Below are 24,384 nucleotides of genomic sequence, written 5' to 3'. Positions count from 1 at the left end.
ACCCGTGCCCGAGCCTGCCGCCGCCGTGACCGGACTCGCCACCCTGCTGGTACTCGCCGACGGCCGGCTGCCCGCCGGCGGCCACGCCCACTCGGGTGGGCTGGAGGCGGCGGTGACCAGCGGTCGGCTCCGGGACCTGGCCGGGTTGGCCGCGTTCCTGCACGGCCGGCTCGCCGGCACCGGCCGGGTGGCCGCAGCCTTCGCCGCAGCCGCCTGCGCCGCCGCCCGACCGGTCGACGACACCGTCCGCAAACCGGCGCACGGCGGAGCCGGATCCTCCGGCGGGACTCCGGGCGACGCGTCGGCCGATGGGGCTTCCGGCGACAGGGCGGACGGCGGAGCTTCCGGCTACGACGCGGACAGTGGAGCCGACTCTCCCGGCGGGACTGCCGGCGACAGGGCAGACGGCGGAGCTTCCGGCTACGACGCGGACAGTGGAGCCGACTCTCCCGCCGGGACTGCCGGCGACAGGGCAGACGGCGGAGCTTCCGGCTACGACGCGGACGGTAGAGCCGGCTCTCCCGGCGGGGTTGCCGGCGACAGGGCGGATGGCGGAGCCGGGTTGTCTGGCGGGGTTCCCAGTGACGGCGGAGCCAGGTCGAGGATCGACGCGCTTGACCAGGGGATGGACGCCCGGACGCCGTCCCCGGCGCTGCGTCGGGCCTCCCGGGCACAGGGTCGGGCGCTGCTCCGGGCCGGCCGGGCGATGTGGCGGGTCGACCCGGCGATCCGGAATCCGCACCATCCGGTGGCCCTCGGCGTGGTGGCCGCCGCCGCCGGACTCTCCCCGGCCGAGGCGGCGGTCGCCGGGGCGTACGGGACGATCAGTGGGCCGGCCAGTGCCGCCGTACGGCTGCTCGGCCTGGACCCGTACGCCGTGCACGCCCTGCTCGCCGAGTTGGCCGGGGTGTGCGACCGGCTGGCCGCGCTGGCCGTCGCCGGGGCGGACGATCCGGTCGACCGGCTGCCCGCCGACTCCACCCCGCTGCTGGAGATCGGCGCCGAGGTTCACGCGAGCTGGGAGGTGCGTCTCTTTGCGTCCTGACCGACCCGACCACGGGACCGGCATCCACCGACACCCCGACGGCGGGACACCGCAGCAGCAGCCCGACGGCGGGATGCCACACCAGCACGCCGACGGCGGGACACCGCGCCAGCACGCCGACGGCGGGATGCCGCACGAACACGCCGACCGCCAGGCGCCGCACCGGCACGCCGCTGGCGAGGTGCCGCAGCACAACGCCGATGGCGAGGTGCCGCACCGGCACCCGGACCCGGAGATCGACCCTCATCCGCCGGTGGACCGGTCGGGCGGCTCCGGAGCGGTCCGGGTCGGCATCGGCGGCCCGGTCGGCTCGGGCAAGACCGCCCTGGTCGCCGCGCTGTGCCGGGCCTTCGCCGACGAGCTGCGGCTCGCCGTGGTCACCAACGACATCTACACCACCGAGGATGCCGACTTCCTGCTCCGCAATGGCGTACTGCCGGCCGAGCGGATCCGGGCGGTGGAGACCGGCTGCTGCCCGCACACCGCGATCCGGGACGACATCTCGGCCAACCTGGACGCGGTGGAGGAACTGGAAGTCCTGCTCGGGCCGCTGGACCTGATCCTCGTGGAGAGCGGCGGGGACAACCTCACCGCCACCTTCAGCCGCGGACTGGTGGACCGGCAGATCTTCGTGGTCGACGTGGCCGGCGGGGACAAGGTGCCCCGCAAGGGTGGCCCCGGGGTAACCGGCGCGGACCTGCTGGTGGTGAACAAGACCGACCTGGCCCCGCTGGTCGGCGCCGACCTGTCGGTGATGGCCCGGGACGCGGCTGCCCGGCGGGGCAGGCTGCCCACGGTCTTCCTCTCCCTGGTGGAGGACCCGGCCGCGACGGCCGTCGCCGGCTGGGTCCGGACACTGCTGCCGGCGCCCGCACCATCGCAGTTGTCCGCCCTGCCCGGGTCGGTGGACGACCACCCAGGGCACTCGGGCTGATGCGGGCGCTGGCCCGGATCGTCGCCGAGGCCGACCCGCTGCGGGGAACCCGGCTGACCGTACTGCGCGGCGAACCGCCGCTACTGCTCCGCCGGACCGGACCGGTCGGCCCGGCGGGTCCGGATCGCGAGGTCCAACTGCACCTCGTCGGCGGGGCGGCCGGCCCGCTCGGCGGGGATCGGTTGCGGATCGAGATCGAGATCGGACCGGGAGCGCGGCTCTGCGTACGGAGTGTCGCCGCGTCGCTGGCGCTGCCGGCGCGGGACGGTGCCGAGTCCCGACTCGTCGTACGGGCCCGGGTGGCGGCCGGTGCACGGCTGCGTTGGCTGCCCGAGCCGCTGATCGGGGCGGCCGGCTGTGCACACCGGACCACCTGCGTCGTCGAGCTTGCCGAGGGGGCAGCACTGTGCTGGCGTGAGGAACTGGTCTGCGGTCGGCACGCCGAGCCGGTCGGCGACGTACGACTGGAGATGACCGCGCGGTACGGCGGTCGTACCCTGCTCCGCAACGATCTCGCGGTCGGACCCGGCGCCGCCGGCTGGTCCGGCCCGGCGGTGCTCGGCGAGGGCCGGGCTGTGGGCTCGATGCTGGTGGTCGATCCGGCCTGGACCGGATCTCCGCCGCCCGGGCCGGCCCCCCACGACTCGGCGGTGCCACCGGGCCCCGGCACACCGGCCCCGGTCGGGCCGTCCAGCGCCGCACCGCCGCAGCCGGCGGTCCGGGGGCCCGGACCGGCACGGCCAGAGCCAGCCGTCCGGGCACCCGGAGCCGCATGGGCAGAGCCAGCGGCCTGGTCGGCCGGAGCGCCACGGCCAGAGTCAGCGGTCCGGGCGCCTGGAGCGGCACGGCCAGAGTCAGCGGTCTGGTCGGTCGGAGCGGCACGGCCGGAGTCGGCGGTGGCGGCGGCGGTACTGCCGCTGGCGGGCGGCCCGGCCGTGCTGGTCAGTGCGGTCGGCGCGGACGCGCGGGCGGTTCGGACCCGGCTCGACCGGGCCCTCACCTGGCCCACCGGCACGCCCTAGTCGAGTATCGACGCCAACTCCGACCGTGACGCGAGCGGGGATCCCGCCGGCAACTCGGGATCGGACCACCTCCACGCCGAACCCCCGCGGCTGTGCCGGATGGGTTGGCGGTGGCAGGGAGCAGAGCGGCATATCGACACGTACCCGGGCATGCTGTCACGTAAGGTGACGGCATGCCTGCGGTGCCCTGGTGGGCGGTCTTCTCGGCGGCGACGCTGCCGGTGCTGCTGGTGATCGGATGGACCAGCGCGGCCGTACGGCAACCGCCCGGGTACGACCCGTGGGCGGACACCGTCAGCGCACTCTCCTCGTACGGGATGCTCGACCGGCAGATCCTGGTCGGCTGCCTCGCCGGGCTCGGGGTGGCCCACCTGGTCACCGCGATCGGACTGCGCCCGGTCCGCACCGCCGCCCGAGTGGTGTACGGCCTCGGCGGGGTGGCGACGATCCTGGTGGCGGCGGTGCCGAAGACCGACGGCCAGACTCCCCGGGTGCACGGGATCTCCGCCGTCGTCGCCTTCGTGGCGCTGGCGGCCTGGCCTGCGCTGGCCACCCTGCCGGTACCCGGGCGCGGCCGGTCGGGGCACCGGCAGGGCGCGTCCCGGCAGGACCGGCCCGGCGGGACCGCCCCGCGCCGCTCCCCCGCTGACCAGGCGGCGGACCGGCCCTGGGTACTGCGCCCGGCGGTCGGCGGCGCCGCCTCGCTGGTGATGCTCGGCCTCGGGCTGTGGTTGGCGCTGCAACTGCCCGACGGCGGCTCGGCGGGACTGGCCGAACGGCTGATCGCCGGCACGGAGGCACTCTGGCCGCTGATCGTGGTGTCGGTCCTGTTCCGCTGGACCCGTCGGCGACCGACGACGGCGCCCGGCTGACTCTCGGAGACCAGCACGCGCCACAGCGGCCCCGAGCCGGGACCGGACACGACCCGCAGACCACAGCACCGACCCGGGACCGAACACACTCAGGGAACGCGGCACCAGCCGGGGAACACGGCACCAACCGGGAACCGACGGCATCGCCGCCCCGGACCGGACACGACCCCGGGGGACGACGGCACCGCGCCCCGCCCCGCCCCGCCCCGGACCGGACCGGACCGGACCGGACCGACGCTGGGGACAGCGGCATCGCGCCCGGCACCGGGGCGACCGGTCCCGGGCGCGCCGATCGGCGTGACCGGGGCGGTGGGTGCCAGCTGTTCGCCGGCCACCCACCGAGTTCCCGATCACGCCGAGCATCGGCCCCGATCAGTTCAGTAGATGCTCACGCCGTACGCGTTGAGCGCCTCGACGACCGGCTGGAAGTACGTCGTGCCGCCGGTGGTGCAGTTGCCGCTGCCGCCCGAGGTCAGGCCGAGCGCGGTGCTGCCGGCGAAGAGCGGGCCGCCGCTGTCGCCCGGCTGGGCGCAGACGGTGGTCCGGATCAGGCCGGAAACGGTGCCGCTGCCCTGGTAGGTGACGGTGGCGTTCAGCGCGGTGACCTGGCCGCTGCGCAGGCCGGTGGTGCTGCCGCTGCGCTGCACCGACTGGCCGACGCTCGGGTTGGCCGCACCGGTGATGTCCCGGTAGCCGCCGTACAGGTAGACGTCACCCGGCTGCTGGGCGACACCGCTGGCGTACCGGACGATGCCGTAGTCGTTGCCGGGGAAGCTGCTGCCGGCCCGGGTGCCGATCACCGAACCGCCCGAGCTGGCCGACCAGTTCGCGCCGGCGTTGGTGCAGTGGCCGGCGGTGAGGAAGTAGTAGGTGCTGCCGCTGCGGACGTTGAAGCCCAGCGAGCACCGGCTGCCGCCGGTGTAGATCGCGTTGCCGCCGGAGATGGTGGTGCTCAGCGTGCCGGGGATCGACTGGACCCGGACGGCGCCGCCGAAGCGCGCGGTGACGGCCTTGATCTTGGCGAGCTTGGCACCGGTGACCGTGCTGTCCACGTCGACCGCGACCTGGTTGGTGACCGGGTCGACATACCACGCGGTGCCCGGGATCCTGGCCGACCGGTCCAACTCGGTGGTGACCTGGGCCAGTTCGGCGGAGCCGCGGGTGACCAGCTTGGCGGTCGCGCCCGAGGCCCGGACCTGGCGGGCCGCCGCCTCGTCGGTCACGGTGACGACCATCTTGCCGTCGGCACCGAGGTACGTGCCGGCGGACCGGGCGCCGAGCCGCTCGGAGAGCGACGTCGCCCCCTCCGGCGTGGCGACGGGGGCCGCCTGTGCGGGTACGCCGATCAGCATGCCGGCGACGAGGGATCCGGCCGCGGCCGCTATCGCGACCAGGCGGACCGATGACCTTGTGGGTCGCATGTAGAGCCTCCCATGGGGGGTTTGGAGGTGTCTGCGCCGAGTTGGCAGATCTGATACGAGTATTCAGGAAATCTAAGATCATGAACAAGATGCCTGACATATCTCCTGCAACGGGGCGTTCGCCTTATGGTCATCTCCGTTGTGGAGACTCAGGCTGGTCTATATGATTCGCCCACCTCAGCCAGCTCAGGCAACCGCGACCCGGAGGCCGCCCATGTCCGTTCCCCGCCGCACCGCCACCCTCCTGTCCACCCTCGTCGCCGCCGTCGTACTCGTCACCTCGGTCGGGCTCGTCGCCAGCCCGGCCCAGGCCGATCCCGGTCCACCGCCCGCCTCGATGGCCAGCCTGGGTGACTCGATCACCCGGGGCTTCAACGCCTGCGGCTGGTACGTCGACTGCCCGTCCCGCTCGTTCAGCACCGGCGACGACTCCGGAGTGAACAGCCACTACCTGCGAATCCGCGCGCTGAACCCGGCGATCAACGGGCGCAACCACAACGACGGCGAGACCGGCGCCACCTCCTCGGACATGGCCGGCCAGGCCGCCACCGCCGTCTCGCAGGGCGTCGGCTACGTGACGATGCTGATCGGCGCGAACGACGCCTGCGCCAGTTCCGAGTCCGGGATGACCTCGGTGAGCACCTTCCGGAACAACATCGACGCCGCGCTCGGCCGGATCCGCTCCGGGCTGCCGAACGCCCGGGTGTTCGTGATCAGCGTGCCCGACATCCAGCGGCTCTGGTCGGTCGGCCGGGGCAACCTCGCCGCCCGTACCGCGTGGTCGCTCTTCGGCATCTGCCAGTCGATGCTGGCCAGCCCGACCTCCAACGCCCAGGCCGACGTGGACCGGCGCAGCCGGGTACGCCAACGGGTCGTCGACTACAACAGCCAGCTCGCCCAGGCCTGCGCCGCGTACGGGTCGAACTGCGCCTTCGACGGCAACGCGGTGTTCGGCTATCCGTTCACGTTGGGCCAGTTGTCCGGCTGGGACTACTTCCACCCGAACGCGTCGGGGCAGCAGGTGCTGGCCGAGATCTCGTACGGCGCCGGGTTCCGCTGGTAGCAGCCGTCGGGCGGGAGTACCGGAGACCGGTCCGGCGCTCCCGCCCGACCTCCTCCCCGATCCTGGTCAGCTCCGGCGCTGTGCGCCGGGGCCGGGGCGGGGCAGCACGTCCCGGGGCGAGGTCACCTCGTGGCCGTCCGCGCAGCGGAGCACGACCCGCACCTCGGCGGCGCAGTCCCGGTGCACCGTGGCCATCGGCGAGCCCTCCGGGTCGGCCAGATAGCGGTCACCCCACTCCAGCACCGCCACCAGCACCGGCCACAGGTCGAGCCCCTTCACGGTGAGCCGGTATTCGTGCCGCGGCCGCGCACCCGGCTCCCGGTAGGGCTCGCGGCGGAGCAGCCCCTCGTCGACCAGCATGGCCAGCCGGTCCGTGAGCACCTGCCGGGGGATCCCTGTGCGCTGGCGCATGTCGTCGAAGCGCCGTACTCCGTTGAACACCTCGCGCAGCACCACGACGGTCCACCGCTCGCCGAGGATCGCCATCGCCCGCCCGATGGTGCAGTTGTCGACCGACCAGCCCAGCGCCTCCGGTGCCACCATGCGACCCAGGCTAGGTCTTGTTGACAGACCCAGCAACCCCCTGCGAAGCTGCCTCCTGACCGAGCCGTGCGAGGAGACGACGTGACCGAGCCGTGCGAGGTCGCCGATCAGCACAGGTTGCCAGGTCATGGCGACGATGAGCGGAACGAGGAGACGACATGACCAAGACGGGGGCCGGCGAGCGTAACCGCACCTTCTCCTGGGCCGATCCGACGGACAACGCGGCCCAGCTCGGCCAGCGGGCCGGGCTCGACCTGCTCCGCGCGATGATCGCCGGCGAACTGGCCGCGCCGCCGGTCACCGAGCTGGTCGGGATGGGCCGGATGACCGCCGACGAGGGCCGGGTCTCGGTCGAGATGACCGCGCGGGAGTTCCACTACAACCCGCTCGGCACGGTGCACGGTGGGGTGCTGTCGATCCTGCTGGACACCGCCGCCGGCTGTGCCGTGCACACCACGCTGCCGGCCGGGATGGGCTACACGACGTTGGACCTGAACGTGAAGTTCCTCCGCCCGGTGACGGTGCAGAGCGGGATGCTGCGCTGCGAGGGCACCGTGATCCAGCGGGGCCGCCGGACGGCCCTCGCCGAGGCGCGGCTCACCGACGGGAGTGGCCGGCTGGTCGCACACGCCACCTCGTCCTGCCTGCTCTTCGATACCACCGAACAGCATGCCGGGCCGGTCGCGGGCCCGTCCGGCGGCCAGCCCGACACCACGCCGGTCCGCTGACCGACCGGCGGCCCCGCCGCCGGAACTATCCGGTCCGGTCGGGCGGCGGGCGGTAACCGAGAAGTCCGTCCCCGGCCGCCACCACCAGCACCCCGGGCAGGGCCACGAGGTCGGTCACCGGGGCACCCACCTCGATCGTCTGGCCCGGCGTACCCGGCTCGCCGACGGGCTGCCAGCGCAGCGTGCTCCCGTCCGCCGCCACCAGCCAGTCGGTCCGGCCGGCCCGGACGACGGCCAACGACCGTACCGGCCGGGTGGCGGTCAGCACGACGACGGGCTCGGGCGGCAGTTCGTCGGCCACCGGGGCGGCCGGGCCGTCGGACTCGCCGCCGGCATCGGGCTCGACGTCGCCGAGCCGACCGGCCCGCTTCGACCGGACCAGGTCGGTGACGTCGACGCAGCGGACCTGCCCGTTCCGGCCGGCCCCGAACACCAGGCCACGCCCGTGGACGGTCGCGGTCGTCACGGCGTACGCGGCGCCACCGTGCCCGTCCAGCACCGTCCGCCCGGACGACCCCCAGGCGTCGAGGTGCCAGAGGCGTACGGTGTCGTCCTCGGCGGCGGTCAACCCGACCGGTACCCCGGCCAGCTCGCCGAGCGCCAGCCCCCGGATCCGGCCGGAGTGCCCGGTCGGCGACCTGTCCAGCCGACCGGTCGCGACGTCGACCCGGACCAGTGCGGTTCCGTCCGCCACCAGCAGCACCCGGCGGCCGTCCACCAGTCCGGTACCGACCGGCCCCAGCAGTCCGGTACCGACCGGCCCCAGCAGTCCGGTACCGACCGGCCCCAGCAGTCCGGCGCCGACCGGCCCCACCGGTCCGGAGTCGCCGGCCGCGTCCGGCAGGGCCGTTCCAGGGTGGCCCGGCCGGTTCCGGCCCAACGGCACCGGGCCGATCCGGTCCCCGGTGGCCGGGTCCCACAGCTCGACGTGGTCCGGCCCGATCCCGGCCAGCACCGGGTGCTCGCCCGGCACCAGCGTCGACCCGTCCGGGACCCCGTGCGGCGGCAACTCGACCTCGGCCCCGGTCGCCGGCTCGAACCCCCGTACCGGGTGCCCGGGCAACGCGGCGAGCAGCACCGGCTGCCCCGCCGGGCTGGCGACCGCGAGGCGATACCCGGAAACGCCCAGCGAATCCGGCGCCCGGTCGCCGCGACCACCGGACAGCAGGTCGCGATCACTGGATGGCAGGTCCTGATCACCGGACGGCAGGTCGCGCCGGAACGGGTACGGCCGCTCCGGGTCCCAGACCCACACCAGGCCCGCACCGTCCCCGGTGACCAGCATCGGCCGCCCGCCGATCTCGACCCCGATCGTCCGGGTCGGCGCCGCCTCGTACGGATAACGGAACGCCTCGCCCAGTTGCCGGCCGGTCTCCGGCAGCCAGGCCCGTACGGTCGCGTCGTCGCCGCTCCACAGCACCGTACGCTCGCCGAGCCGGCCGGCCAGCACGGAGTTGACCTGGCCGGTGTGCGCGGCGAACGCCGGCCCGAGCGGTCGCCCGGCGGGCAGATCCCAGGCCCTGGCCACCCGGCCGGCGGCGCCGAGCAGGATCGGCCGGCCGTGCCAGTCCGCGAACCCCAGCACGGTGACCAGCCCGGAGACCTCGAAGCCGTACTCGCCGAGCGGCTCGACCCGGACGTCGTCGCCGGCCGGCGTCGGCTCCAGCCGCCACAGCGACACCCGCCCGGTACTCGTGCCGACCGCCAGCACGGCGGCCTCCCCCGCCTCGGTCGCGGCCAGCACGCTAATCCGCTCGCTCCCGGTCCGCAACGTGTGCAGTCGGGCGCCCCGGTCGGCGCCGAGCGACCAGATCTCCAGGTGCGGCGATCCGCCGGTCAGCACCGCGAACGGGCGGCCGGCCAGGGTGACGGTCGCCAGGGACCGCACGTCGCCGCACCACTGCCGCCAGCGGGACCGGCCGCTGTCGAGGTCGCTCACCTGGAGGTAGCCGGCTCCGGCTCCGGAGACGACCAACTGCTCGCCGTCGATCCGGGTCGTCGCGGACGCCCGGGCGTGGGCCCGCTCGTCCACCGCACCGACCAGTCCACCGTCGGACAGGTCGAGCACCACCCGGGCGCCGGCATAGCTGGTCACCAGTGCCCGGGGCCGTCCGGTCCGGTCGTCGGTGAAGCCGAGCAGCGCGGTCACCCAGGCCGGTACCGGCTGGTACGGCCCGGGTCGCGCCGGCAGCGGTCGTGGTCGCCGCCCGGGTGGACCCCAGGCCCAGAGCGGTTGACCGGTCCAGGCCGGTTCGGCGGCGGTACGGCGGGCGAACCACTCCGGCGTACGCCGGCCCGTCCCGTCGGTCATCGGCGGCGTGCCGACCCGGGATGCCGCCCGTCCACCGGACCGACGGGCAGAGAACACGAAAACACGATTGGACGATTCCCTCTGGAGGATTGGTCGACGCCAGATCCGGGTCAGCGGAATCGGATGGCGAATCGACCGGAACGACAAGAAATGATCGGACGACGCCACGCATCGACGATCATTTACAGCATCTTAGTCCGGCTCGGCTGCCAGCTCGGAGCCCTTGAAAGGAGCGGCATGCCCGACACGGGTGGCATGCCCGACACGAGCGGTACGGACGACGCGACGAGCAATTCCTCCGCGGTCGGACTACTCAGGCCGGAGTGGCGGCGTCACACCGAGAGCAGTGCGTGCACCGACGGATCGCGTAGCTCGGCCCGGTCGCCGGACCGGACCACCTCACCGGCGTCCAGGATCACGAACCGGTCGGCGAGCCGCAGCGCCAGCTCCAGATATTGCTCGACCAGCAGGATGGCGAGCCCGAGTTCGCGGTGCAGCCGCTGGACCGCCTCCTCGATCTCCAGGATGATCGACGGCTGGATGCCCTCGGTCGGCTCGTCCAGCAGCAGCATCTTCGGCCGGCCGACCAGCGCCCGGGCGATGGCGAGCTGCTGCTGTTGCCCGCCGGAGAGGAAGCCGGCCCGGCGCTTCAGCAGCACCGGCAGCGCCGGGAAGAGGTCGAGGGCCTCGTCCACCGCCCCCTGGCTGGGCCGGCCGGTCGCCTCCGCCGCCACCTGGAGGTTCTCCCCGACGGTGAGCTGCGGAAAGGTCTCGTGGCCGGGCGGCACGTAACCGAGTCCCCGGCGTACCCGTTCGTGGGTCTTCAGCCCGGTGATCTCCTCCCCGGCGAAGTGCACCCGGCCGGACCGGACCGGCAGTACGCCCATGACCGCCTTGAGCAGGGTGGTCTTGCCCACCCCGTTGCGTCCCATCACGCAGACCAGGGAGCCGGCCGGCGCTTCCAGATCCACCCCGAAGAGCACCTGCGCCCGCCCGTACGCCACGTCCAGGCCCTGCACGGTCAGCATCTAGGAAGCCTCCTTGACCAGTTCGGCGCTCTCCTTGCGGGTCCGGCCGAGATACACCTCCTGCACCCGGGGGTCGGCCTGCACCTGGGCCACCGTCCCCTCGCAGAGCAGCCGGCCCTCGTGCAGCACCGTCACCGTGCTGGCGAACCGGCGCAGGAAGTCCATGTCGTGTTCGACCACGATCACCGTGTGCTCCTTCGCCACCTGCCGGAGCAGCTCGCCGGTCCGGGCCCGCTCGTCCCGGCTCATCCCGGCCACCGGCTCGTCCAGCAGCAGCAGGCTGGGCCGCTGGGCGAGCAGCATGCCGATCTCCAGCCACTGCCGCTGCCCGTGCGAGAGCACCCCCGCCGGCCGGTCCGCCAACTCGGCCAGCCCGGTGGTCTCCAGCGCCTCCGCCACCTGGTCGGCGATCCCCCGCCGACGCCGCAGCAGGGTGCCGAGCGGGCGCCGGAACGTCGCCGCCAGGTCCAGGTTCTCCAGTACGGTCAACTGCTCGAAGACCACCGACGTCTGGAAGGTACGGCCGATGCCGAGCCGGACGATCTGGTGCTCCCGCCGCCCCAGCAGTTCGGTGCCGGCGAAGCGTACGGAGCCGGAGGCGGGTCTGGTCAGCCCGGTGATCACGTCGATCAGGGTGGTCTTGCCGGCCCCGTTCGGCCCGATCAGGAAGCGCAGTTCACCGCCGCTGACCGTGAAGTCCAGCTCGGTGATGGCCCGGAACCCGGAGAAGACCACGTTCAGCCCGCGCACCCGCAACAGCTCGGTCATGCCGGCTCCTCCGCCCGATTGGCCACCACCGCGGCCGTACCCGATGGGAGCGGGGCCGGGACGGACCGGGGTGGGCGGCGGCGCCGGTGCCGGACGGCGGTCCGGAGGTCGGCGGCGAGTCCGGCCAGCCCGCGCGGCGCCCAGAGCATCACCACCACGAACATCGCGCCCTGGAGATAGATCCAGTTGTCCGCCGACTCCTCGCTGAAGATGGTCTTGGCGTAGTTGACCAGCAGGGCCCCGCCGACCGCGCCGGCCAGCGAGAACCGGCCGCCGATGGCCACCCCGACCAGCAGTTCGAGCGAGGCGACGATGCCGAGGTTGGCCGGGCTGAGCAGGCCGACCATCGGCACGAAGAGCGCACCGGCGATCCCGGCCATCCCGGCGGAGACGGCGAACGCGATGGTCTTGACCACGGCCGGCTCGTAGCCGAGGAAGCGCACCCGGTCCTCGCCGTCCCGGACCGCGACCAGCAACTGCCCGAAGCGGCTGCGCGAGAGCTGCCAGGCGAGCAGGAACATCGCCCCGAGCACACCCACCACGACCAGGTAGAGGATCCGCTTGTCGCCCGGCTGGTAGAGGTCGAGGCCGTAGAACATCTGGAAGTTGGTCAGCCCGTTGGTGCCGCCGGTCAGCCCCTGCTGGCCGACCAGCAGGATCACGAAGGCGGCGGCCAGCGCCTGGGAGAGCACGGCGAAGTAGGCGCCCCGGACCCGCTGCCGGAAGACCAGCAGGCCGAGCAGCACCGCGACGGTGACCGGCAGCAGCACCACCATGGCGAGCGCGAAGACCGGGTTGGCGAACGGCCGCCAGAGCGCCGGCAGGCTCTCCACCCCGCTCCAGACCATGAAGTCCGGCAGCCCGCCGGGGCCGGCCTCGCGCAGCTTCAGGTGCATGCCCATGGCGTAGCCGCCGAGGCCGAAGAAGACGCCCTGGCCGAGGGTGAGCATCCCGCCCCGGCCCCAGGCCAGGCCGATCCCGACCGCCACGATGGCATAGCAGAGGTATTTGCCGAGCAGGTCCAGCCGGAACGGCGACAGCACCGCCGGCGCGACCGCGACCAGCAGCAGGCCGACCGCGACGAAGAGTGCCGGACCGGCCAGCCGGCGCCGGGTCGGACCGGCCGGCGCGGTCCCGACCATCCCGGTCACGACAGGGCCCGGGTACGGACGACGAACATCCCCTGTGGACGGAGCTGGAGGAATCCGATGATCACGGCGAACACCACCACCTTGGCGAGGCTGGCCCCGTTGTCGACCCAGAATTCGACGAAGCTGTTCAGGATGCCGAGGGCGAAGGCGGCGATGACCGCGCCCCGGAGCTGCCCGAGGCCGCCCGCGACGACCACCAGGAAGGCGTCCACGATGTAGTTGGTGCCCAGGGTGGGCCCGACCGGGCCGATCAGGGTCAGCGCCACCCCGGCCACCCCGGCCAGGCCGGAGCCGATGAAGAAGGTGAGCTGGTCGACCCGTTCGGTGGCCACCCCGCTGACCGCGGCGAGCTGCCGGTTCTGCATCACCGCGCGCATCCGCCGGCCGTGCCGCAGCCGGGTCAGATAGAGCCAGATCGCCAGTACGCAGCCGACCGCGAGCACCATGATGAAGACCCGGTTGTACGGCAGCCGTACGCCGAGGTCGAGACCGCCGGTGAGCCAGCCCGGGGCGCGTACCTGCACGTTCGGCGCGCCGAAGATGTCCCGGGCGACCTGTTGCAGGACGAGGCTGATCCCCCAGGTGAGCAGCAGGGTGTCCAGCGGCCGTCCGTAGAAGTGCCGGATCGCCAGCCGTTCCAGGATCAGCCCCAGCACCCCGGCGACGGCGAACGCCACCGGCAGGGCGACCAGCACCGACTGGGTACCGACCAGCGGTTGCAGCAGGTACGCGGTGTAGGCGCCGGCCATGATGAACTCGCCGTGCGCCATGTTGATCACGCCCATCTGGCCGAACGTGAAGGTCAGACCGAGGGCGATCAGGAGCAGCACCGCTCCGATGCTCGCCCCGATCACCAGTTGGTTGAGTGTCGCCATGGCGCCGGCGCCTCCGTCCCGGTTTCGCGGCCGTCAGTCGGTGGTCAGTCGGGTCGGTGCCCGGTCGTCGGTCGCGGTCGGTCCCCCGCCGGTACTCAGGAGAGGCCGGCGGCCCACGGGTAGCCCTTCAGATAGGGGTCGGGCTTGATCGGCTGGCCGGAGTTCCAGACCTCCCTGATCTGGCCGTCCGGCTGCACCAGCCCGATCCGCGCGGTCTTGAAGACGTGCTGGTTCTCGCCGTCGATCGTGACGGTCCCCTCGGGGGCCTCCAGCGAGATCCCGGCCGACGCCTTCTTCACCGCCTCGACGTCGACGCTGCCGGCCTTGCGTACCGCCTCGGCCCAGAGGTGTACGGCGTTGTAGCCGGCCTCCATCGGGTCGGAGGTGACCTTGGCGGCGCCGTACTTGGCCTTGAACGCCTGCACGAACTTCTCGTTCCGGGCCCCGCTGGTGGTCTGGTAGTAGTTCCAGGCGACCAGGTGCCCGGCGACGTTCTCCGGGCCGATGCCGACGACCTCCTCCTCGGCGACGCTGACCGAGACGGTCGGCATCGCCTCGGCGGTGATGCCGCTGCTGCGGAGCTGCTTGAAGAAGGCGACGTTGCTGTCCCCGTTCAGGGTGTTGAAGACCGCGTCCGGCTTGGCCTGCTGGAGCTTGTTCACCACCGTGCTGTACTCGGTGTGCCCGAGCGGGGTGTACTCCTCGCCGAGCACCGTCATCCCGTTCGCCGCCGCGTACGCCTTGATGATCTTGTTTGCGGTACGCGGGAAGACGTAGTCGCTGCCGACCAGGAAGATGCTCTTCTTGCCCTGCTCCCTCAGGTAGTCCAGGCCGGGCACGATCTGCTGGTTGGTGGTCGCCCCGGTGTAGAAGATGTACGGCGAACTCTCCAGCCCCTCGTACTGGACCGGATACCAGAGCAGCGCCTTGTTGCGCTCGAAGACCGGCAGCATCGCCTTGCGGCTGGCCGAGGTCCAGCCACCGAAGACGGTGGCGACCCGGTCCTGCGAGATGAGCTTCTGCGCCTTCTCGGCGAAGGTGGGCCAGTCCGAGGCGCCGTCCTCGACGACGGGTTCGAGCTTCTTCCCGAGTACCCCGCCGGCCGCGTTGATCTCTTCGACGGCGAGGAGTTCGGCGTCCCGTACGGTCACCTCGCTGATCGCCATGGTGCCGCTCAACGAGTGCAGGATGCCGACCTTGATGGTGCTTCCACTGCCAGCACCCGACGCCGTCGTCGGATCTTCGGCACATCCGGCCGCGGCCAGCAGTGTCGCCGCCGCGGCCAGCATGACCAGCCGGTCCCGTACGCCTCGTGGCATCCGCCTCTCCCCTTTCGCCAGGGCTGCTGCGTAGTGCCACGAACCGTAGGAATGAAGGATTTCATGAATCTGAGTGCATCGATGTCTGTCGTGTTAACGAACCCTCACAACGCAGCTCGACCGAGGTGGTCACGGAGACGGTACACACCCCGGCTATACCTGCGGTGTATACGCGTGGTGTAGAGTCCCGCGCATGTCGATCGGACAGACTTTCCTGGGCCTCCTGGAGGCCAGCCCACGGCACGGCTACGAGCTGAAACGGGTCTACGACGAACGGTTCGGCCAGGGCCGCCCGCTGCACTACGGGCAGGTCTACTCGACGCTGGCCCGGCTGCTGAAAAGCGGTCTGGTCTCCGTCGACGGGGTGGAGCCCGGCGCCGGACCGGAACGCAAGCGCTATGCGATCACCGAGGCCGGGGTCACCGACGTGCGGCGCTGGCTGGCCCAGCCGGAGAAGCCCGACGCCTACCTCCAGAACACCCTCTACGCCAAGGTCGTGCTCGGGCTGCTCACCGGCCGCGACGCCGCCGACATCCTGGACGTGCAGCGCGCCGAGCACCTGCGGCTGATGCGTACCCTGACCCGGCGCAAGGCCGACGGCGACCTCGCCGACCAGCTCATCTGCGACTTCGCGCTCTTCCACCTGGAGGCCGACCTGCGCTGGCTGGAGCTGACCGCCGCCCGCCTCGACCAGCTCGCCACCACGCTCGCCAGCACCACGCCGGCACCGCAGGCCGGACCGGCGGCAGCACAGGCCGGACCGGCGGCACCGCAGGGCGGCCCACCGGCAGCACAGGCCGGAACGGCGGCTCGGCGCGGCGGTTCGACCGGACGCGAGGTGTCGGCATGAGCACCGAGGAACAGCCGCTGCTGGCCGCGGTCGCGCTGCACAAGGCGTACGGGGCGACTCCGGCGCTGGACGGGGCGAGCCTGGCGATCCGGGCCGGCGAGGTGGTGGCCGTGATGGGTCCGTCCGGCTCCGGCAAGTCGACCCTGCTGCACTGCCTGGCCGGAATCGTCCGGCCGGACGCCGGAGCGGTGCGCTATCGCGACCGGGAACTCTCCGCGATGCCGGACGCCGAGCGCAGCGCCCTGCGCCGGGGCGAGTTCGGCTTCGTCTTCCAGTTCGGCCAACTCGTCCCCGAACTGACCTGCCTGGAGAACGTCGCGCTGCCACTGCGGCTGGCCGGGGTACGCCGGCGCGAGGCCGAGCGCCGGGCGGCGGAGTGGCTGGCCCGGCTGGAGGTGACCGACGTGGCCGGCCAGCGCCCCGGCGGGGTCTCCGGCGGGCAGGGGCAGCGGGTCGCGGTGGCCCGGGCCCTGGTCACCGCACCCCGGGTGATCTTCGCCGACGAGCCGACCGGTGCATTGGACTCGCTCAACGGCGAGCAGGTGATGCGGCTGCTCACCGGGGCTGCCCGGGAGGCCGGCGCCGCCGTCGTACTGGTCACGCACGAGCCGCGGGTCGCCGCGTACGCCGACCGGGAGATCGTGGTGCGGGACGGCCGCACCCGCGAGACCGTGCTGGCGGACCGGTGAGCCGGCGTTCCGGCACGGGCTGGGCGGCGGACCTGGCCCTCGGCGCCCGGCTGGTCTTCGCCGGTGGCCGCAACGGGCTGCTCCGGACCCTGATGACCGCGCTCGGGGTGGGCCTCGGGGTGGCCCTGTTGCTGACCAGCACCTCCGTCTCCACCATGTTGGGCGGCCGGTCGGAGCGGACCGCCGCCCGCGACGACCAGTTCTTCGGCGTCGACCAGCCGCCGCCCGGCGACCGGACCCTGCTGGTCATGGCGGCCGACACCACCTATCGGGACGCGGCGATCCGGGGCCGACTGCTCCAGCCGGACGGCGCGCACCCGCCGGTGCCACCGGGGCTGACCCGGCTGCCCGGCCCCGGGGAGCTGGTGGTCTCCCCCGCGCTGGCCCGGCTGCTCGACTCGGCGGACGGGGCGCTGCTCCGGCCCCGACTCGCCCATCCCGTCGTCGGCACCATCGCCGACCGGGGCCTCTCCGGCCCCAACGAATACGCCTACTACCTCGGCACGGACCGGCTCCGACCGGGCGGCGGCACGATGCGGATCGACCGCTTCGGTACCGAGCCGAGCGGCGAGGCCCTGGACCCGGTGCTGATGCTGCTCGTCCTGATCATCTTCGTGGTGCTGCTGCTGCCGATCGCGGTCTTCATCGCCGCCGCCGTACGCTTCGGCGGCGAGGCCCGGGACCGGCGGCTCGCCGCGCTCCGGCTGGTCGGCGCGGACACGGTGACGACCCGACGGGTCGCGGCCGGCGAGGCGCTGGTCGGCGCGGTCTTCGGGCTACTCGCCGGTGCGGTTCTCTTCCTGCTCGGCCGGCAACTCGTCGAACGGGTCACGCTGGAGGGGATCAGCGCCTTCGCCGAGGACGTCCGGCCGAGCCCGGCACTCACCGTGCTGATCGTGCTGGCGGTGCCGGCCCTCGCCGTCGCGGTCGCCCAACTCGCGCTGCGCCGGATCGTCGTCGAACCGCTCGGCGTGGTACGCCGGTCCGCCGATCGCCGACGTCGGCTCTGGTGGCGGCTGACCGTGCCGATCGTCGGCGTCGCACTGCTCGCCCCGCTGCGCGGCGGGATCGACCAGACCGGCGGCCCGGTCAACCAGGCCCAGGTGATCACCGGGGTGGTGCTGCTGCTGGTCGGGGTCGCCGCGCTGCTGCCCTGGCTGGTCGAGGCCGTGGTCGGCCGGCTGCGCGGCGGCAGCGTCTCGTGGCAGCTCGCCATCCGCCGGCTGCAACTCGACAGCGAGTCCTCGGCCCGGATGGTCAGCGGGGTCGCGGTCGCGGTGGCCGGCGGGATCGCCCTACAGATGCTCTTCGCCGGTGTCCAGCACGACTACGTCCGGGCCACCGGCCAGGATGTCAGCCGCGCCCAGACGATGGTGCTGGTCCGCGGCGACCTCGCCGGGGCCGACGCCGGCTCGCTGGCCGAGCGGTTCCGGAGCGTGCCGGGGGTCGACCGGGCGGTCAGCGTCCTGGACGCCACCGTGTCGCCGGTCGGTTCGGTGCCCGACGAGTACGGCGAGCGGCCCGGCACCCTGCTGCGGATCGCCGACTGCACGGCCGTACGCGAACTCGCCAGCCCAGACCGCTGCGTGGACGGCGACATGTTCCAGATCGTCGACGATCAGTCACCGGCCCGGGCCGACCTGCCGGCACCCGGCCAGCAGGTGGAGCTCGGTTTCCGGGACCCGGAGACCACCCGGTGGACCGTCCCGAGCGGACTGCGGACCGTGCCCACCCGCACCGACCCATCCGGCAGCCGGGTCACCGGCCTGCTCGCCACCCCCGGCGCACTCGGCCCGGCCACGCTGCACGGGCTCGGGGCCACGGTCTACCTCACCATGGACCTGGCCCGGCCGGACACCATCGAACTGGTCCGCAACGTGGCAGCCGGGATCGGTCCGGGAGCCGACGTGCAGACGCTGCGCGCCACCGAGGAGGTCACCCGGTTCGCCCAGCTCCGCCGGGGACTCTACGTCGGAGTCGTCGCCACCCTGCTGCTGCTCGGCGCCAGCCTGCTGGTCGGCATCCTGGAACAGTTGCGGGAACGGCGGCGGAGCCTCGCCGTGCTGGTGGCGTTCGGCACCCGGCGCGGCACGCTCGGCGCCTCGGTGCTCTGGCAGACCGCCCTGCCGGTGCTGCTCGGCCTGGCCCTGGCGATCCTGCTGGGTACGGCGCTCGGCGGCATCCTGCTGGCCCTCGTCGGCCAGGCCGTACGCCTCGACTGGTCCAGCATCGGCGCCATGTCGGGGATCGCGGCCGGCGTGGTGCTGCTGGTGACCGGGGCGAGTCTGCCGGTGCTGTGGCGGCTGCTCCGGCCGACCGGGCTCCGCACGGAATGACCCTCCACAACGGAACGGCCCGGTCCCGGGGCTCCCGGGACCGGGCCGTTCCGGCGTGCTTGCTGGGTCAGGCCCCGGCCCGGCGGGCCTGGCGGGCGTCCCGCCTCTCCTCGAACCGGGCCGCCGCCCGGTCCAGCCCGTCGAGCTGCGCCGCCACCTGCTCGCGGGCTGCCTCGCCGTCGGCGTCCAGGCCGGTGACGTTCCAGACGTCCCACTGCCGCAGTACCGGCAGCAGCACGTCGTCGCGGTGCTGGCGCAGGTCGTAGATCCCCGCCAGCGCCATCGTCACCGACTTGCGGGCGAAGCCCTCGATGCCGTTGCCGGGCATCTGGAAGTCGGCCACCACGTCGGCGACCGCCCGCATCGCCTGGCTCGGTGCCAGCTCGAAGGCGGCGCCGAGCAGGTTGCGGTAGAAGACCATGTGCAGGTTCTCGTCCGCGGCGATCCGGGTGAGAAGTTGTTCGCAGCGCGGGTCGCCGGTGACCCGGCCGGTGTTGCGGTGCGAGATCCGGGTGGCGAGTTCCTGGAACGAGACGTACGCCAGCGAGTGAAGCACCTCGTCGTCGTGCGCGTTGGCGTAGCCGGCGGACATGTGGGTCATCCGCGCCCGCTCCAGCGCCACCGGGTCGACCGCCCGGGTCACCGTGAGATAGTCACGGATCGCCGTGCCGTGCCGCCCCTCCTCGGCGGTCCACCGGTGCACCCAGGTCCCCCAGGCGCCGTCCCGGCCGAAGAGGCTCGCGATCTGGTGGTGGTACGACGGCAGGTTGTCCTCGGTCAGCAGGTTGACCACCAACGCGGTCCGGGCCACCTCGGGCACCGAGCTGTGCTCGGACGTCCACGCCTCGCCGTCGAGGATCCCGTCGAAGGTCCGCCCCTCACTCCACGGCACGTACTCGTGCGGGAACCACTCCTTGGCCAGCCGGAGGTGCCGGTCGAGGTTGTCCGCGACGACCGGCTCCAGCTCGATCAGCAGGGCAGCCTGGCTGAGCGGTGCGGTGGGGGTGACGGTCACGAACTCTCCCTACGCTTGCGTAAGTTACGTTCGCGTAGGTTACGGCCGGACCCCCGGCGCCGCAAGATCAGCCGACCGTCGGCCAGAGGTCCGCCACCGGCGGCTGCCAGACGTCCGGCGCCGCCGCGACCTGGTCGCCGGAGCGGATGTCCTTCACCTCGTCGCCGACCCCGTCCGCGCCGGGGAACCAGACGTACGGGATGCCGCGCCGCTCGGCGTACCGGATCTGCTTGCCGAACTTCGCCGCCGACGGCGACACCTCGGTCGGGATGCCCCGGCGGCGCAGCGCGTCGGCGATCCGGTTGCTCTCCGGCCGGCGCTCCTCGGCCGCCAGCGCCACCAGCACACAGGTCGGCACACTGCGGGAGATGGAGAGCGCCTCAGCGCCGAAGAGCAGCCCGAGCAGCCGGGTGACCCCGATCGAGATGCCCACCCCGGGGAACCGGACGTTGGCGTCGCTGGCCAGGTTGTCGTACCGGCCGCCGGAGCTGATCGAACCGAACCGCTCGTACCCGCGCAGTTGGGTCTCGTAGACCGTACCCGTGTAGTAGTCCAACCCCCGGGCGATGCGCAGGTCGGCCACGCAGAGCCCGGGAGCGTGCGCCCCCGCGTTCTCCATGACCGCGACCAGCTCGGCCAGCCCCTCGTCCAGCATCGGGTCGGTGACCCCGAGCCCGCGTACCGCGTCGGCGAAGGACGGATCCGAGGTGGCGATCTCGGTCAGCGCCAGGCACGCCTTGGCCTGCGCCTCGGTCGCCCCCGCCGTCTCGGCCAGCAGCGCCGCCACCCGGTCCGGCCCGATCCGGTCCAGCCGGTCCACCGCGCGCAGCGCCGCCAGCGGGTCGGCCAGCCCGACACCCCGGTAGAAGCCCTCCAGGATCTTGCGGTTGTTGACCTGGATGGTGATGGCCGGCCGATCCAGCGGCAGGCCGCCGTCGGAGTTGCCGAGCGGCAGGCCGCCGAGCGCGTCGCCGATCACCAGCGGGATCTCGGCCTCGTGGTGCGGCGGCAGGGTGTCCCGGTCCACGATGTCGATGTCGGCCTGGAGGAACTCGCGGTAGCGCCCCTCCTGCGGGCGCTCCCCCCGCCAGACCTTCTGGATCTGGTACCGCCGGAACGGGAACTGGAGCCGGCCGGCGTTCTCCAGCACGTACCGGGCGAACGGCACGGTCAGGTCGAAGTGCAGCCCGAGGCTGCCCTCGCCGGCACTCGCCGCCCCCTCCTCCTGGAGGCGGCTGATCAGGTAGACCTCCTTGGAGGTCTCACCCTTGCGCAGGAGCTGCTCCAGCGGCTCGACGGCGCGGGTCTCCAGCGGCGCGAAGCCGTACATCTCGAAGGTGCGGCGGATCCGTTCGAGGACGTACTGCTCGATCATCCGCTGCGGCGGCGTCCACTCCGGGAAGCCGGAGATCGGTGTTGGCTTGCTCATATTGCTCCTGTCGGATCTCGCGCCAACGCGCGAGCGGGGATTACCAGCCCCGGGTGGGCGCGACCCGTGACCCGTCGAGGTCGGCGACCTCGATCAGGTAGGGGTTGCTCGCCCGCTCGCGGCCGATGCTGGTCGCGGGGCCGTGGCCGGGCAGCACGACGGTGTCGTCGGCGAGCGGGAGGACCTTCTCCCGCAGGCTCCGCACCATGGTCGGCAGGCTGCCGCCCGGCAGGTCGGTGCGGCCGATCGACCCGGCGAACAGCACGTCGCCCGCCAGGCAGATCTGCTCCGCCGCCCAGTCCACGCCGGGTGGAAGGGGCAGGTCGGACCGGACGGCCGGGCCCACGCCCGGCAGCCGGAACAGCACCGACCCGCCGGTATGGCCGGGCGCGTGGTCGACGGTGATCTCCAACCCGGCCAGCGACAGGGTCGCCCCGTCGGTCAGCTCGGCCACGTCCTCCGGCTCCGCGTACGGCAGCCGGCCACCGAAGAGCTGGGTCAGGTCCATCGAGAGCGCCTTGGCCGGGTCGGCGAGCAGCTCGCGGTCGCCCGGATGCACGTACGCCGGAATGCCCCGGGCGCCGCAGACCGGCGCTACCGAGAAGGTGTGGTCGAGATGACCGTGGGTCAGCAGCACGGCGGCCGGCCGCAGCCGATGCTCGGCCAGCAGATCGTCGAGCCGGTCCAGCACCCCGATGCCGGGGTCGACGACGACACACTGTTCCCCGGGCGCGGTGGCCAGCACATAGCAGTTGGTGCCGAAGGCGTCCGCGGGGAAGCCGGCGACGAGCACGTCCGCTCCTCCCATCCGACGGTCTCAGTGACGGTTTGGCACTCTCAACGACGGTTTGGCACTCAGGTCTCAATGACGGTTTCGACCCCACCATATCGGGCGGCCCGAGCGACCGGCCGCCCGTATACACCTGCCCCGGGAGGCGTCAGGAGACACAGTGATAATCTCCGATGGTTTCGGGGTGACCTCGTACAACACTTTCCCAGCCGTTACCCGTACACTCTGGCGGGCGTGTGGCGTGGCGCACTTGACGCCGGGGCGGTGGATCGTGCCGTTGGGCAGGACGACCGGCGGCACGACGGCCAGAAGTAAGACGACGACCAGGGGCACATGAAAGGGGAGCGCGGGTGGCTTCCAGCAGGGACCGGCAGCGCAAACTCGCGCGGGCCAAGCTCGACCGGCAGATGGCCCGGCGGGCGGCCACCGCCCGGCGCAAGCGGCAGATCCGGGCCGGTATCGGCTCCGCCGTCGCGCTGCTGCTGATCGTGCTGGGCTCGTTCTGGGCGCTCGGCGGCTTCGACCGCGACCCGGCCGACGACACCGCCGCCGCCGAGACCTGCGCCTGGACCACCCAGGATGCCCAGGCGAACACGGACCTGAAGGACGTCGGCACCCCGCCCACCCGGGACCTGCCCACCACCGGCACCCGGCCGATGACGATCACCACGGACCAGGGCGCCCCGGTCACCGTCGAACTGGACCTGGCGAACGCCCCGTGCGCGGCGGCCAGCTTCACCCACCTGGCCGGGAAGTCGTTCTTCGACAACACCAAGTGCCACGAGCTGACCGCCGAGGGGGCGCTGCGCTGCGGCGACCCGAGCGGTACCGGACAGGGCGGCCCGACGTACACGTTCTTCAGCGAGAACACCCCGGACGCCCCGGCGGCGAGCCCGTCCGCCGACCCGTCGGCCAGCGCCAGCCCGTCCCCCAGCCCGACCGCGACCACTCCCGCCGCACCGCTCTACCCGGTCGGCACCGTCGCGATGATCGGCAACCCGCCCGGCGCCAACGGCAGCCAGTTCCTGATCTTCGTCAAGGACTTCAGCCCGACCCAGCCCAGTTACCCGATCGTCGGCCGGGTGACCAGCGGGCTCGACGTGATCAAGAAGATCGGCGCCATGGAAACCGTGGACAATGGTTCTGGCGTCAAAATCAAGCCGAAGACCGACGTGGTGATCCAGAGCCTCACCGTCGGTGAGCCGGCGTCGGTCGACCCGACGGCGGTACCCTCGGCGGCGACCCCGACGCCGACCCCGCCGTCGGCCAGCCCGACGGTCGCCGGACAGTCCTGAGAACCGCAGAGACCAGCCCAGCCGCGGACCCGGCCGCGCTGCACATAGTCCAGGAGGAGCCACCGTGACGTCCACCAGAGAGCGGCAGCGCGCCGCGGCGCGGGCCAAGCTGGAACGGGAGATGGCCGAGCGCGCCGCCGCCGCCCGCAAGCGCCGGCAAATGCAGGCCAGCATCGGCGCGGGGGTGGCGTTGCTGCTGGTGGTCGCCGGCACGGTGTGGCTGGTGATGAGCATCGGCGACGACCAGGACAGCTCGACCCAGGCAGGCGGGGCCACCTGCGCCTGGACCGACATCCCGGCCGAGCAGCGCAACGAGGCGACCAAGGATGTCGGGCTGCCGCCGACCTCGGCGAAGAACACCGGCAGCCAGACGATGACCATCGACACCAGCCTCGGCCCGATCACCGCCAAGCTCAACCTCGGCGATGTGCCCTGCACCGCCGCCAGCTTCACGCACCTCGCCGAGAAGAAGTTCTTCGACAACACCAAGTGCCACCGGTTGGTCACCCAGGGCCTCCAGGTCCTCCAGTGCGGCGACCCGAGCGTCACCGGCGACAAGTGGAAGGAGACCGACGGCACCGGCGGGCCGGCCTACCGGTTCGCCGAGGAGAACCTGCCGACGGACAAGCGGCCGCCGTACCCGGCCGGGGTGATCGCGATGGCCAACTCCGGTCAGCCGGGCAGCACCGGCAGCCAGTTCTTCATCGTGTACGGCGACTCGCAGCTCCCCGCCTCGTACACCGTGCTCGGCACCGTCACCGGCGGCCTGGACCTGGTCGCCCAGGTCGGCGCGGCCGGTGACGACGGCGCGTTCGCGCAGCAGGCCGGTGGCGGCCACCCGAAGAAGGAAGTCCAGATCAAGTCGCTGACCATGAGCGCCCCGGTCGGCTGAGTTCGGAC

The 24,384-nt window shown here is 72.8% G+C and carries 21 protein-coding genes and 1 pseudogene; 11 read left to right on the top strand and 11 right to left on the bottom strand.

The genetic code is table 11. The features are described 5' to 3' along the window. The first annotated feature begins 4 nt into the window (after nt 1–4). From Pma05_RS42780 to Pma05_RS25010, 4 genes are all read left to right on the top strand, one after another. Nucleotides 5–1,045, top strand: a complete 1,041-nt coding sequence (locus Pma05_RS42780; RefSeq protein WP_239313034.1) for an urease accessory protein UreF — start codon at nt 5–7, stop codon at nt 1,043–1,045. Beyond that, nucleotides 1,035–1,979, top strand: coding sequence for an urease accessory protein UreG (gene ureG, locus Pma05_RS25020; protein WP_425567888.1), 945 nt, complete (start codon nt 1,035–1,037; stop codon nt 1,977–1,979). The genes Pma05_RS42780 and ureG overlap by 11 nt, the downstream gene beginning before the upstream one ends. Further along, nucleotides 1,979–3,001: an urease accessory protein UreD gene (locus tag Pma05_RS42775; protein ID WP_239313032.1), complete on the top strand. Its 1,023-nt coding sequence runs from the start codon at nt 1,979–1,981 to the stop codon at nt 2,999–3,001. Before ureG ends, Pma05_RS42775 begins: the two co-directional genes overlap by 1 nt. A gap of 173 nt (nt 3,002–3,174) precedes the next feature. Further along, on the top strand, nt 3,175–3,873 hold the full coding sequence (locus Pma05_RS25010) for a DUF998 domain-containing protein (protein ID WP_203859912.1): 699 nt from the start codon (nt 3,175–3,177) through the stop codon (nt 3,871–3,873). Nucleotides 3,874–4,250: 377 nt separating this feature from the next. Here the strand turns inward: Pma05_RS25010 and Pma05_RS25005 are convergent, their stop codons facing one another. Then, nucleotides 4,251–5,294 carry a S1 family peptidase gene (locus Pma05_RS25005; protein ID WP_203859911.1) on the bottom strand — a complete coding sequence of 348 codons (1,044 nt, stop codon included), beginning with the start codon at nt 5,292–5,294 and terminating at the stop codon, nt 4,251–4,253. Nucleotides 5,295–5,508: 214 nt separating this feature from the next. Between Pma05_RS25005 and Pma05_RS25000 the strand changes: the two genes are divergently transcribed. Next, nucleotides 5,509–6,357, top strand: a complete 849-nt coding sequence (locus Pma05_RS25000) for an SGNH/GDSL hydrolase family protein (RefSeq protein ID WP_203859910.1) — start codon at nt 5,509–5,511, stop codon at nt 6,355–6,357. 66 nt (nt 6,358–6,423) lie between these two features. Here the strand turns inward: Pma05_RS25000 and Pma05_RS24995 are convergent, their stop codons facing one another. Then, nucleotides 6,424–6,900 (bottom strand): winged helix-turn-helix transcriptional regulator, encoded by a 477-nt coding sequence (locus Pma05_RS24995; RefSeq protein ID WP_203859909.1) that lies wholly within the window; start codon nt 6,898–6,900, stop codon nt 6,424–6,426. 158 nt (nt 6,901–7,058) lie between these two features. Here Pma05_RS24995 and Pma05_RS24990 point away from each other — a divergent pair, with 158 nt between their 5' ends. Then, entirely contained in the window at nt 7,059–7,628 is a 570-nt protein-coding gene (locus Pma05_RS24990) for a PaaI family thioesterase (protein ID WP_203859908.1), read from the top strand. A gap of 25 nt (nt 7,629–7,653) precedes the next feature. Here Pma05_RS24990 and Pma05_RS24985 read toward each other — a convergent pair whose 3' ends face one another. The 6 genes from Pma05_RS24985 to urtA all read right to left on the bottom strand — a co-directional run bounded on the left by Pma05_RS24985 (nt 7,654) and on the right by urtA (nt 15,080). After that, nucleotides 7,654–9,996, bottom strand: a complete 2,343-nt coding sequence (locus Pma05_RS24985) for a WD40 repeat domain-containing protein (protein WP_203859907.1) — start codon at nt 9,994–9,996, stop codon at nt 7,654–7,656. A 275-nt stretch (nt 9,997–10,271) separates the two neighbouring features. Then, nucleotides 10,272–10,967, bottom strand: a complete 696-nt coding sequence (gene urtE, locus Pma05_RS24980; protein ID WP_203859906.1) for an urea ABC transporter ATP-binding subunit UrtE — start codon at nt 10,965–10,967, stop codon at nt 10,272–10,274. After that, the gene (gene urtD / locus Pma05_RS24975; RefSeq protein ID WP_203859905.1) at nt 10,968–11,735 is read right to left on the bottom strand and encodes an urea ABC transporter ATP-binding protein UrtD; all 768 of its coding nucleotides are present in this window, start codon (nt 11,733–11,735) and stop codon (nt 10,968–10,970) included. Then, nucleotides 11,732–12,877, bottom strand: coding sequence for an urea ABC transporter permease subunit UrtC (urtC, locus tag Pma05_RS24970; RefSeq protein WP_203859904.1), 1,146 nt, complete (start codon nt 12,875–12,877; stop codon nt 11,732–11,734). The genes urtD and urtC overlap by 4 nt, the downstream gene beginning before the upstream one ends. Nucleotides 12,878–12,882: 5 nt before the next feature. Further along, nucleotides 12,883–13,761: an urea ABC transporter permease subunit UrtB gene (gene urtB, locus Pma05_RS24965; protein WP_203859903.1), complete on the bottom strand. Its 879-nt coding sequence runs from the start codon at nt 13,759–13,761 to the stop codon at nt 12,883–12,885. A gap of 95 nt (nt 13,762–13,856) precedes the next feature. Next, nucleotides 13,857–15,080 carry an urea ABC transporter substrate-binding protein gene (gene urtA, locus Pma05_RS24960; RefSeq protein WP_203859902.1) on the bottom strand — a complete coding sequence of 408 codons (1,224 nt, stop codon included), beginning with the start codon at nt 15,078–15,080 and terminating at the stop codon, nt 13,857–13,859. Between the two features lie 193 nt (nt 15,081–15,273). Here urtA and Pma05_RS24955 point away from each other — a divergent pair. The 3 genes and pseudogenes from Pma05_RS24955 to Pma05_RS24945 all read left to right on the top strand — a co-directional run. Then, nucleotides 15,274–15,777: pseudogene (locus tag Pma05_RS24955) on the top strand (PadR family transcriptional regulator); the annotation flags it as partial. 149 nt (nt 15,778–15,926) lie between these two features. Then, nucleotides 15,927–16,619: an ABC transporter ATP-binding protein gene (locus Pma05_RS24950; RefSeq protein ID WP_203859900.1), complete on the top strand. Its 693-nt coding sequence runs from the start codon at nt 15,927–15,929 to the stop codon at nt 16,617–16,619. After that, nucleotides 16,616–18,955, top strand: coding sequence for an ABC transporter permease (locus Pma05_RS24945; protein ID WP_203859899.1), 2,340 nt, complete (start codon nt 16,616–16,618; stop codon nt 18,953–18,955). Before Pma05_RS24950 ends, Pma05_RS24945 begins: the two co-directional genes overlap by 4 nt. 67 nt (nt 18,956–19,022) lie before the next feature. Here the strand turns inward: Pma05_RS24945 and Pma05_RS24940 are convergent, their stop codons facing one another. The 3 genes from Pma05_RS24940 to Pma05_RS24930 form a co-directional block, all read right to left on the bottom strand. Then, nucleotides 19,023–19,970 (bottom strand): acyl-ACP desaturase, encoded by a 948-nt coding sequence (locus Pma05_RS24940; protein WP_203859898.1) that lies wholly within the window; start codon nt 19,968–19,970, stop codon nt 19,023–19,025. Between the two features lie 67 nt (nt 19,971–20,037). Continuing rightward, on the bottom strand, nt 20,038–21,399 hold the full coding sequence (gene hisS, locus Pma05_RS24935; protein WP_203859897.1) for a histidine--tRNA ligase: 1,362 nt from the start codon (nt 21,397–21,399) through the stop codon (nt 20,038–20,040). 40 nt (nt 21,400–21,439) lie between these two features. Beyond that, nucleotides 21,440–22,192 carry an MBL fold metallo-hydrolase gene (locus tag Pma05_RS24930; protein WP_203859896.1) on the bottom strand — a complete coding sequence of 251 codons (753 nt, stop codon included), beginning with the start codon at nt 22,190–22,192 and terminating at the stop codon, nt 21,440–21,442. Nucleotides 22,193–22,539: 347 nt separating this feature from the next. Between Pma05_RS24930 and Pma05_RS24925 the strand changes: the two genes are divergently transcribed. Both Pma05_RS24925 and Pma05_RS24920 read left to right on the top strand, forming a co-directional pair. After that, nucleotides 22,540–23,484 (top strand): peptidylprolyl isomerase, encoded by a 945-nt coding sequence (locus Pma05_RS24925; protein ID WP_203859895.1) that lies wholly within the window; start codon nt 22,540–22,542, stop codon nt 23,482–23,484. A 64-nt stretch (nt 23,485–23,548) separates the two neighbouring features. Continuing rightward, nucleotides 23,549–24,376, top strand: coding sequence for a peptidylprolyl isomerase (locus Pma05_RS24920; RefSeq protein ID WP_239313029.1), 828 nt, complete (start codon nt 23,549–23,551; stop codon nt 24,374–24,376). The last annotated feature ends 8 nt before the right edge of the window (nt 24,377–24,384 follow it).

The sequence above is a fragment of the Plantactinospora mayteni genome, assembly GCF_016862935.1.
Taxonomy (GTDB): Bacteria; Actinomycetota; Actinomycetes; order Mycobacteriales; family Micromonosporaceae; genus Plantactinospora; species Plantactinospora mayteni.
Note: the sequence above shows the minus strand (reverse complement) of the source record. Positions and strands in the feature narration are given on the sequence as shown.

Bases quoted from the DNA above. Each gene is read 5' to 3' on its own strand.
- Pma05_RS25005 (WP_203859911.1), bottom strand. From the start codon at position 5,294: ATGCGACCCACAAGGTCATCGGTCCGCCTGGTCGCGATAGCGGCCGCG.
- Pma05_RS24950 (WP_203859900.1), top strand. From the start codon at position 15,927: ATGAGCACCGAGGAACAGCCGCTGCTGGCCGCGGTCGCGCTGCACAAG.
- urtE (WP_203859906.1), bottom strand. From the start codon at position 10,967: ATGCTGACCGTGCAGGGCCTGGACGTGGCGTACGGGCGGGCGCAGGTG.
- hisS (WP_203859897.1), bottom strand. From the start codon at position 21,399: ATGAGCAAGCCAACACCGATCTCCGGCTTCCCGGAGTGGACGCCGCCG.
- urtB (WP_203859903.1), bottom strand. From the start codon at position 13,761: ATGGCGACACTCAACCAACTGGTGATCGGGGCGAGCATCGGAGCGGTG.
- urtA (WP_203859902.1), bottom strand. From the start codon at position 15,080: ATGCCACGAGGCGTACGGGACCGGCTGGTCATGCTGGCCGCGGCGGCG.
- Pma05_RS25010 (WP_203859912.1), top strand. From the start codon at position 3,175: ATGCCTGCGGTGCCCTGGTGGGCGGTCTTCTCGGCGGCGACGCTGCCG.
- Pma05_RS24995 (WP_203859909.1), bottom strand. From the start codon at position 6,900: ATGGTGGCACCGGAGGCGCTGGGCTGGTCGGTCGACAACTGCACCATC.
- Pma05_RS42775 (WP_239313032.1), top strand. From the start codon at position 1,979: ATGCGGGCGCTGGCCCGGATCGTCGCCGAGGCCGACCCGCTGCGGGGA.
- Pma05_RS24990 (WP_203859908.1), top strand. From the start codon at position 7,059: ATGACCAAGACGGGGGCCGGCGAGCGTAACCGCACCTTCTCCTGGGCC.
- Pma05_RS25000 (WP_203859910.1), top strand. From the start codon at position 5,509: ATGTCCGTTCCCCGCCGCACCGCCACCCTCCTGTCCACCCTCGTCGCC.
- urtC (WP_203859904.1), bottom strand. From the start codon at position 12,877: ATGGTCGGGACCGCGCCGGCCGGTCCGACCCGGCGCCGGCTGGCCGGT.
- urtD (WP_203859905.1), bottom strand. From the start codon at position 11,735: ATGACCGAGCTGTTGCGGGTGCGCGGGCTGAACGTGGTCTTCTCCGGG.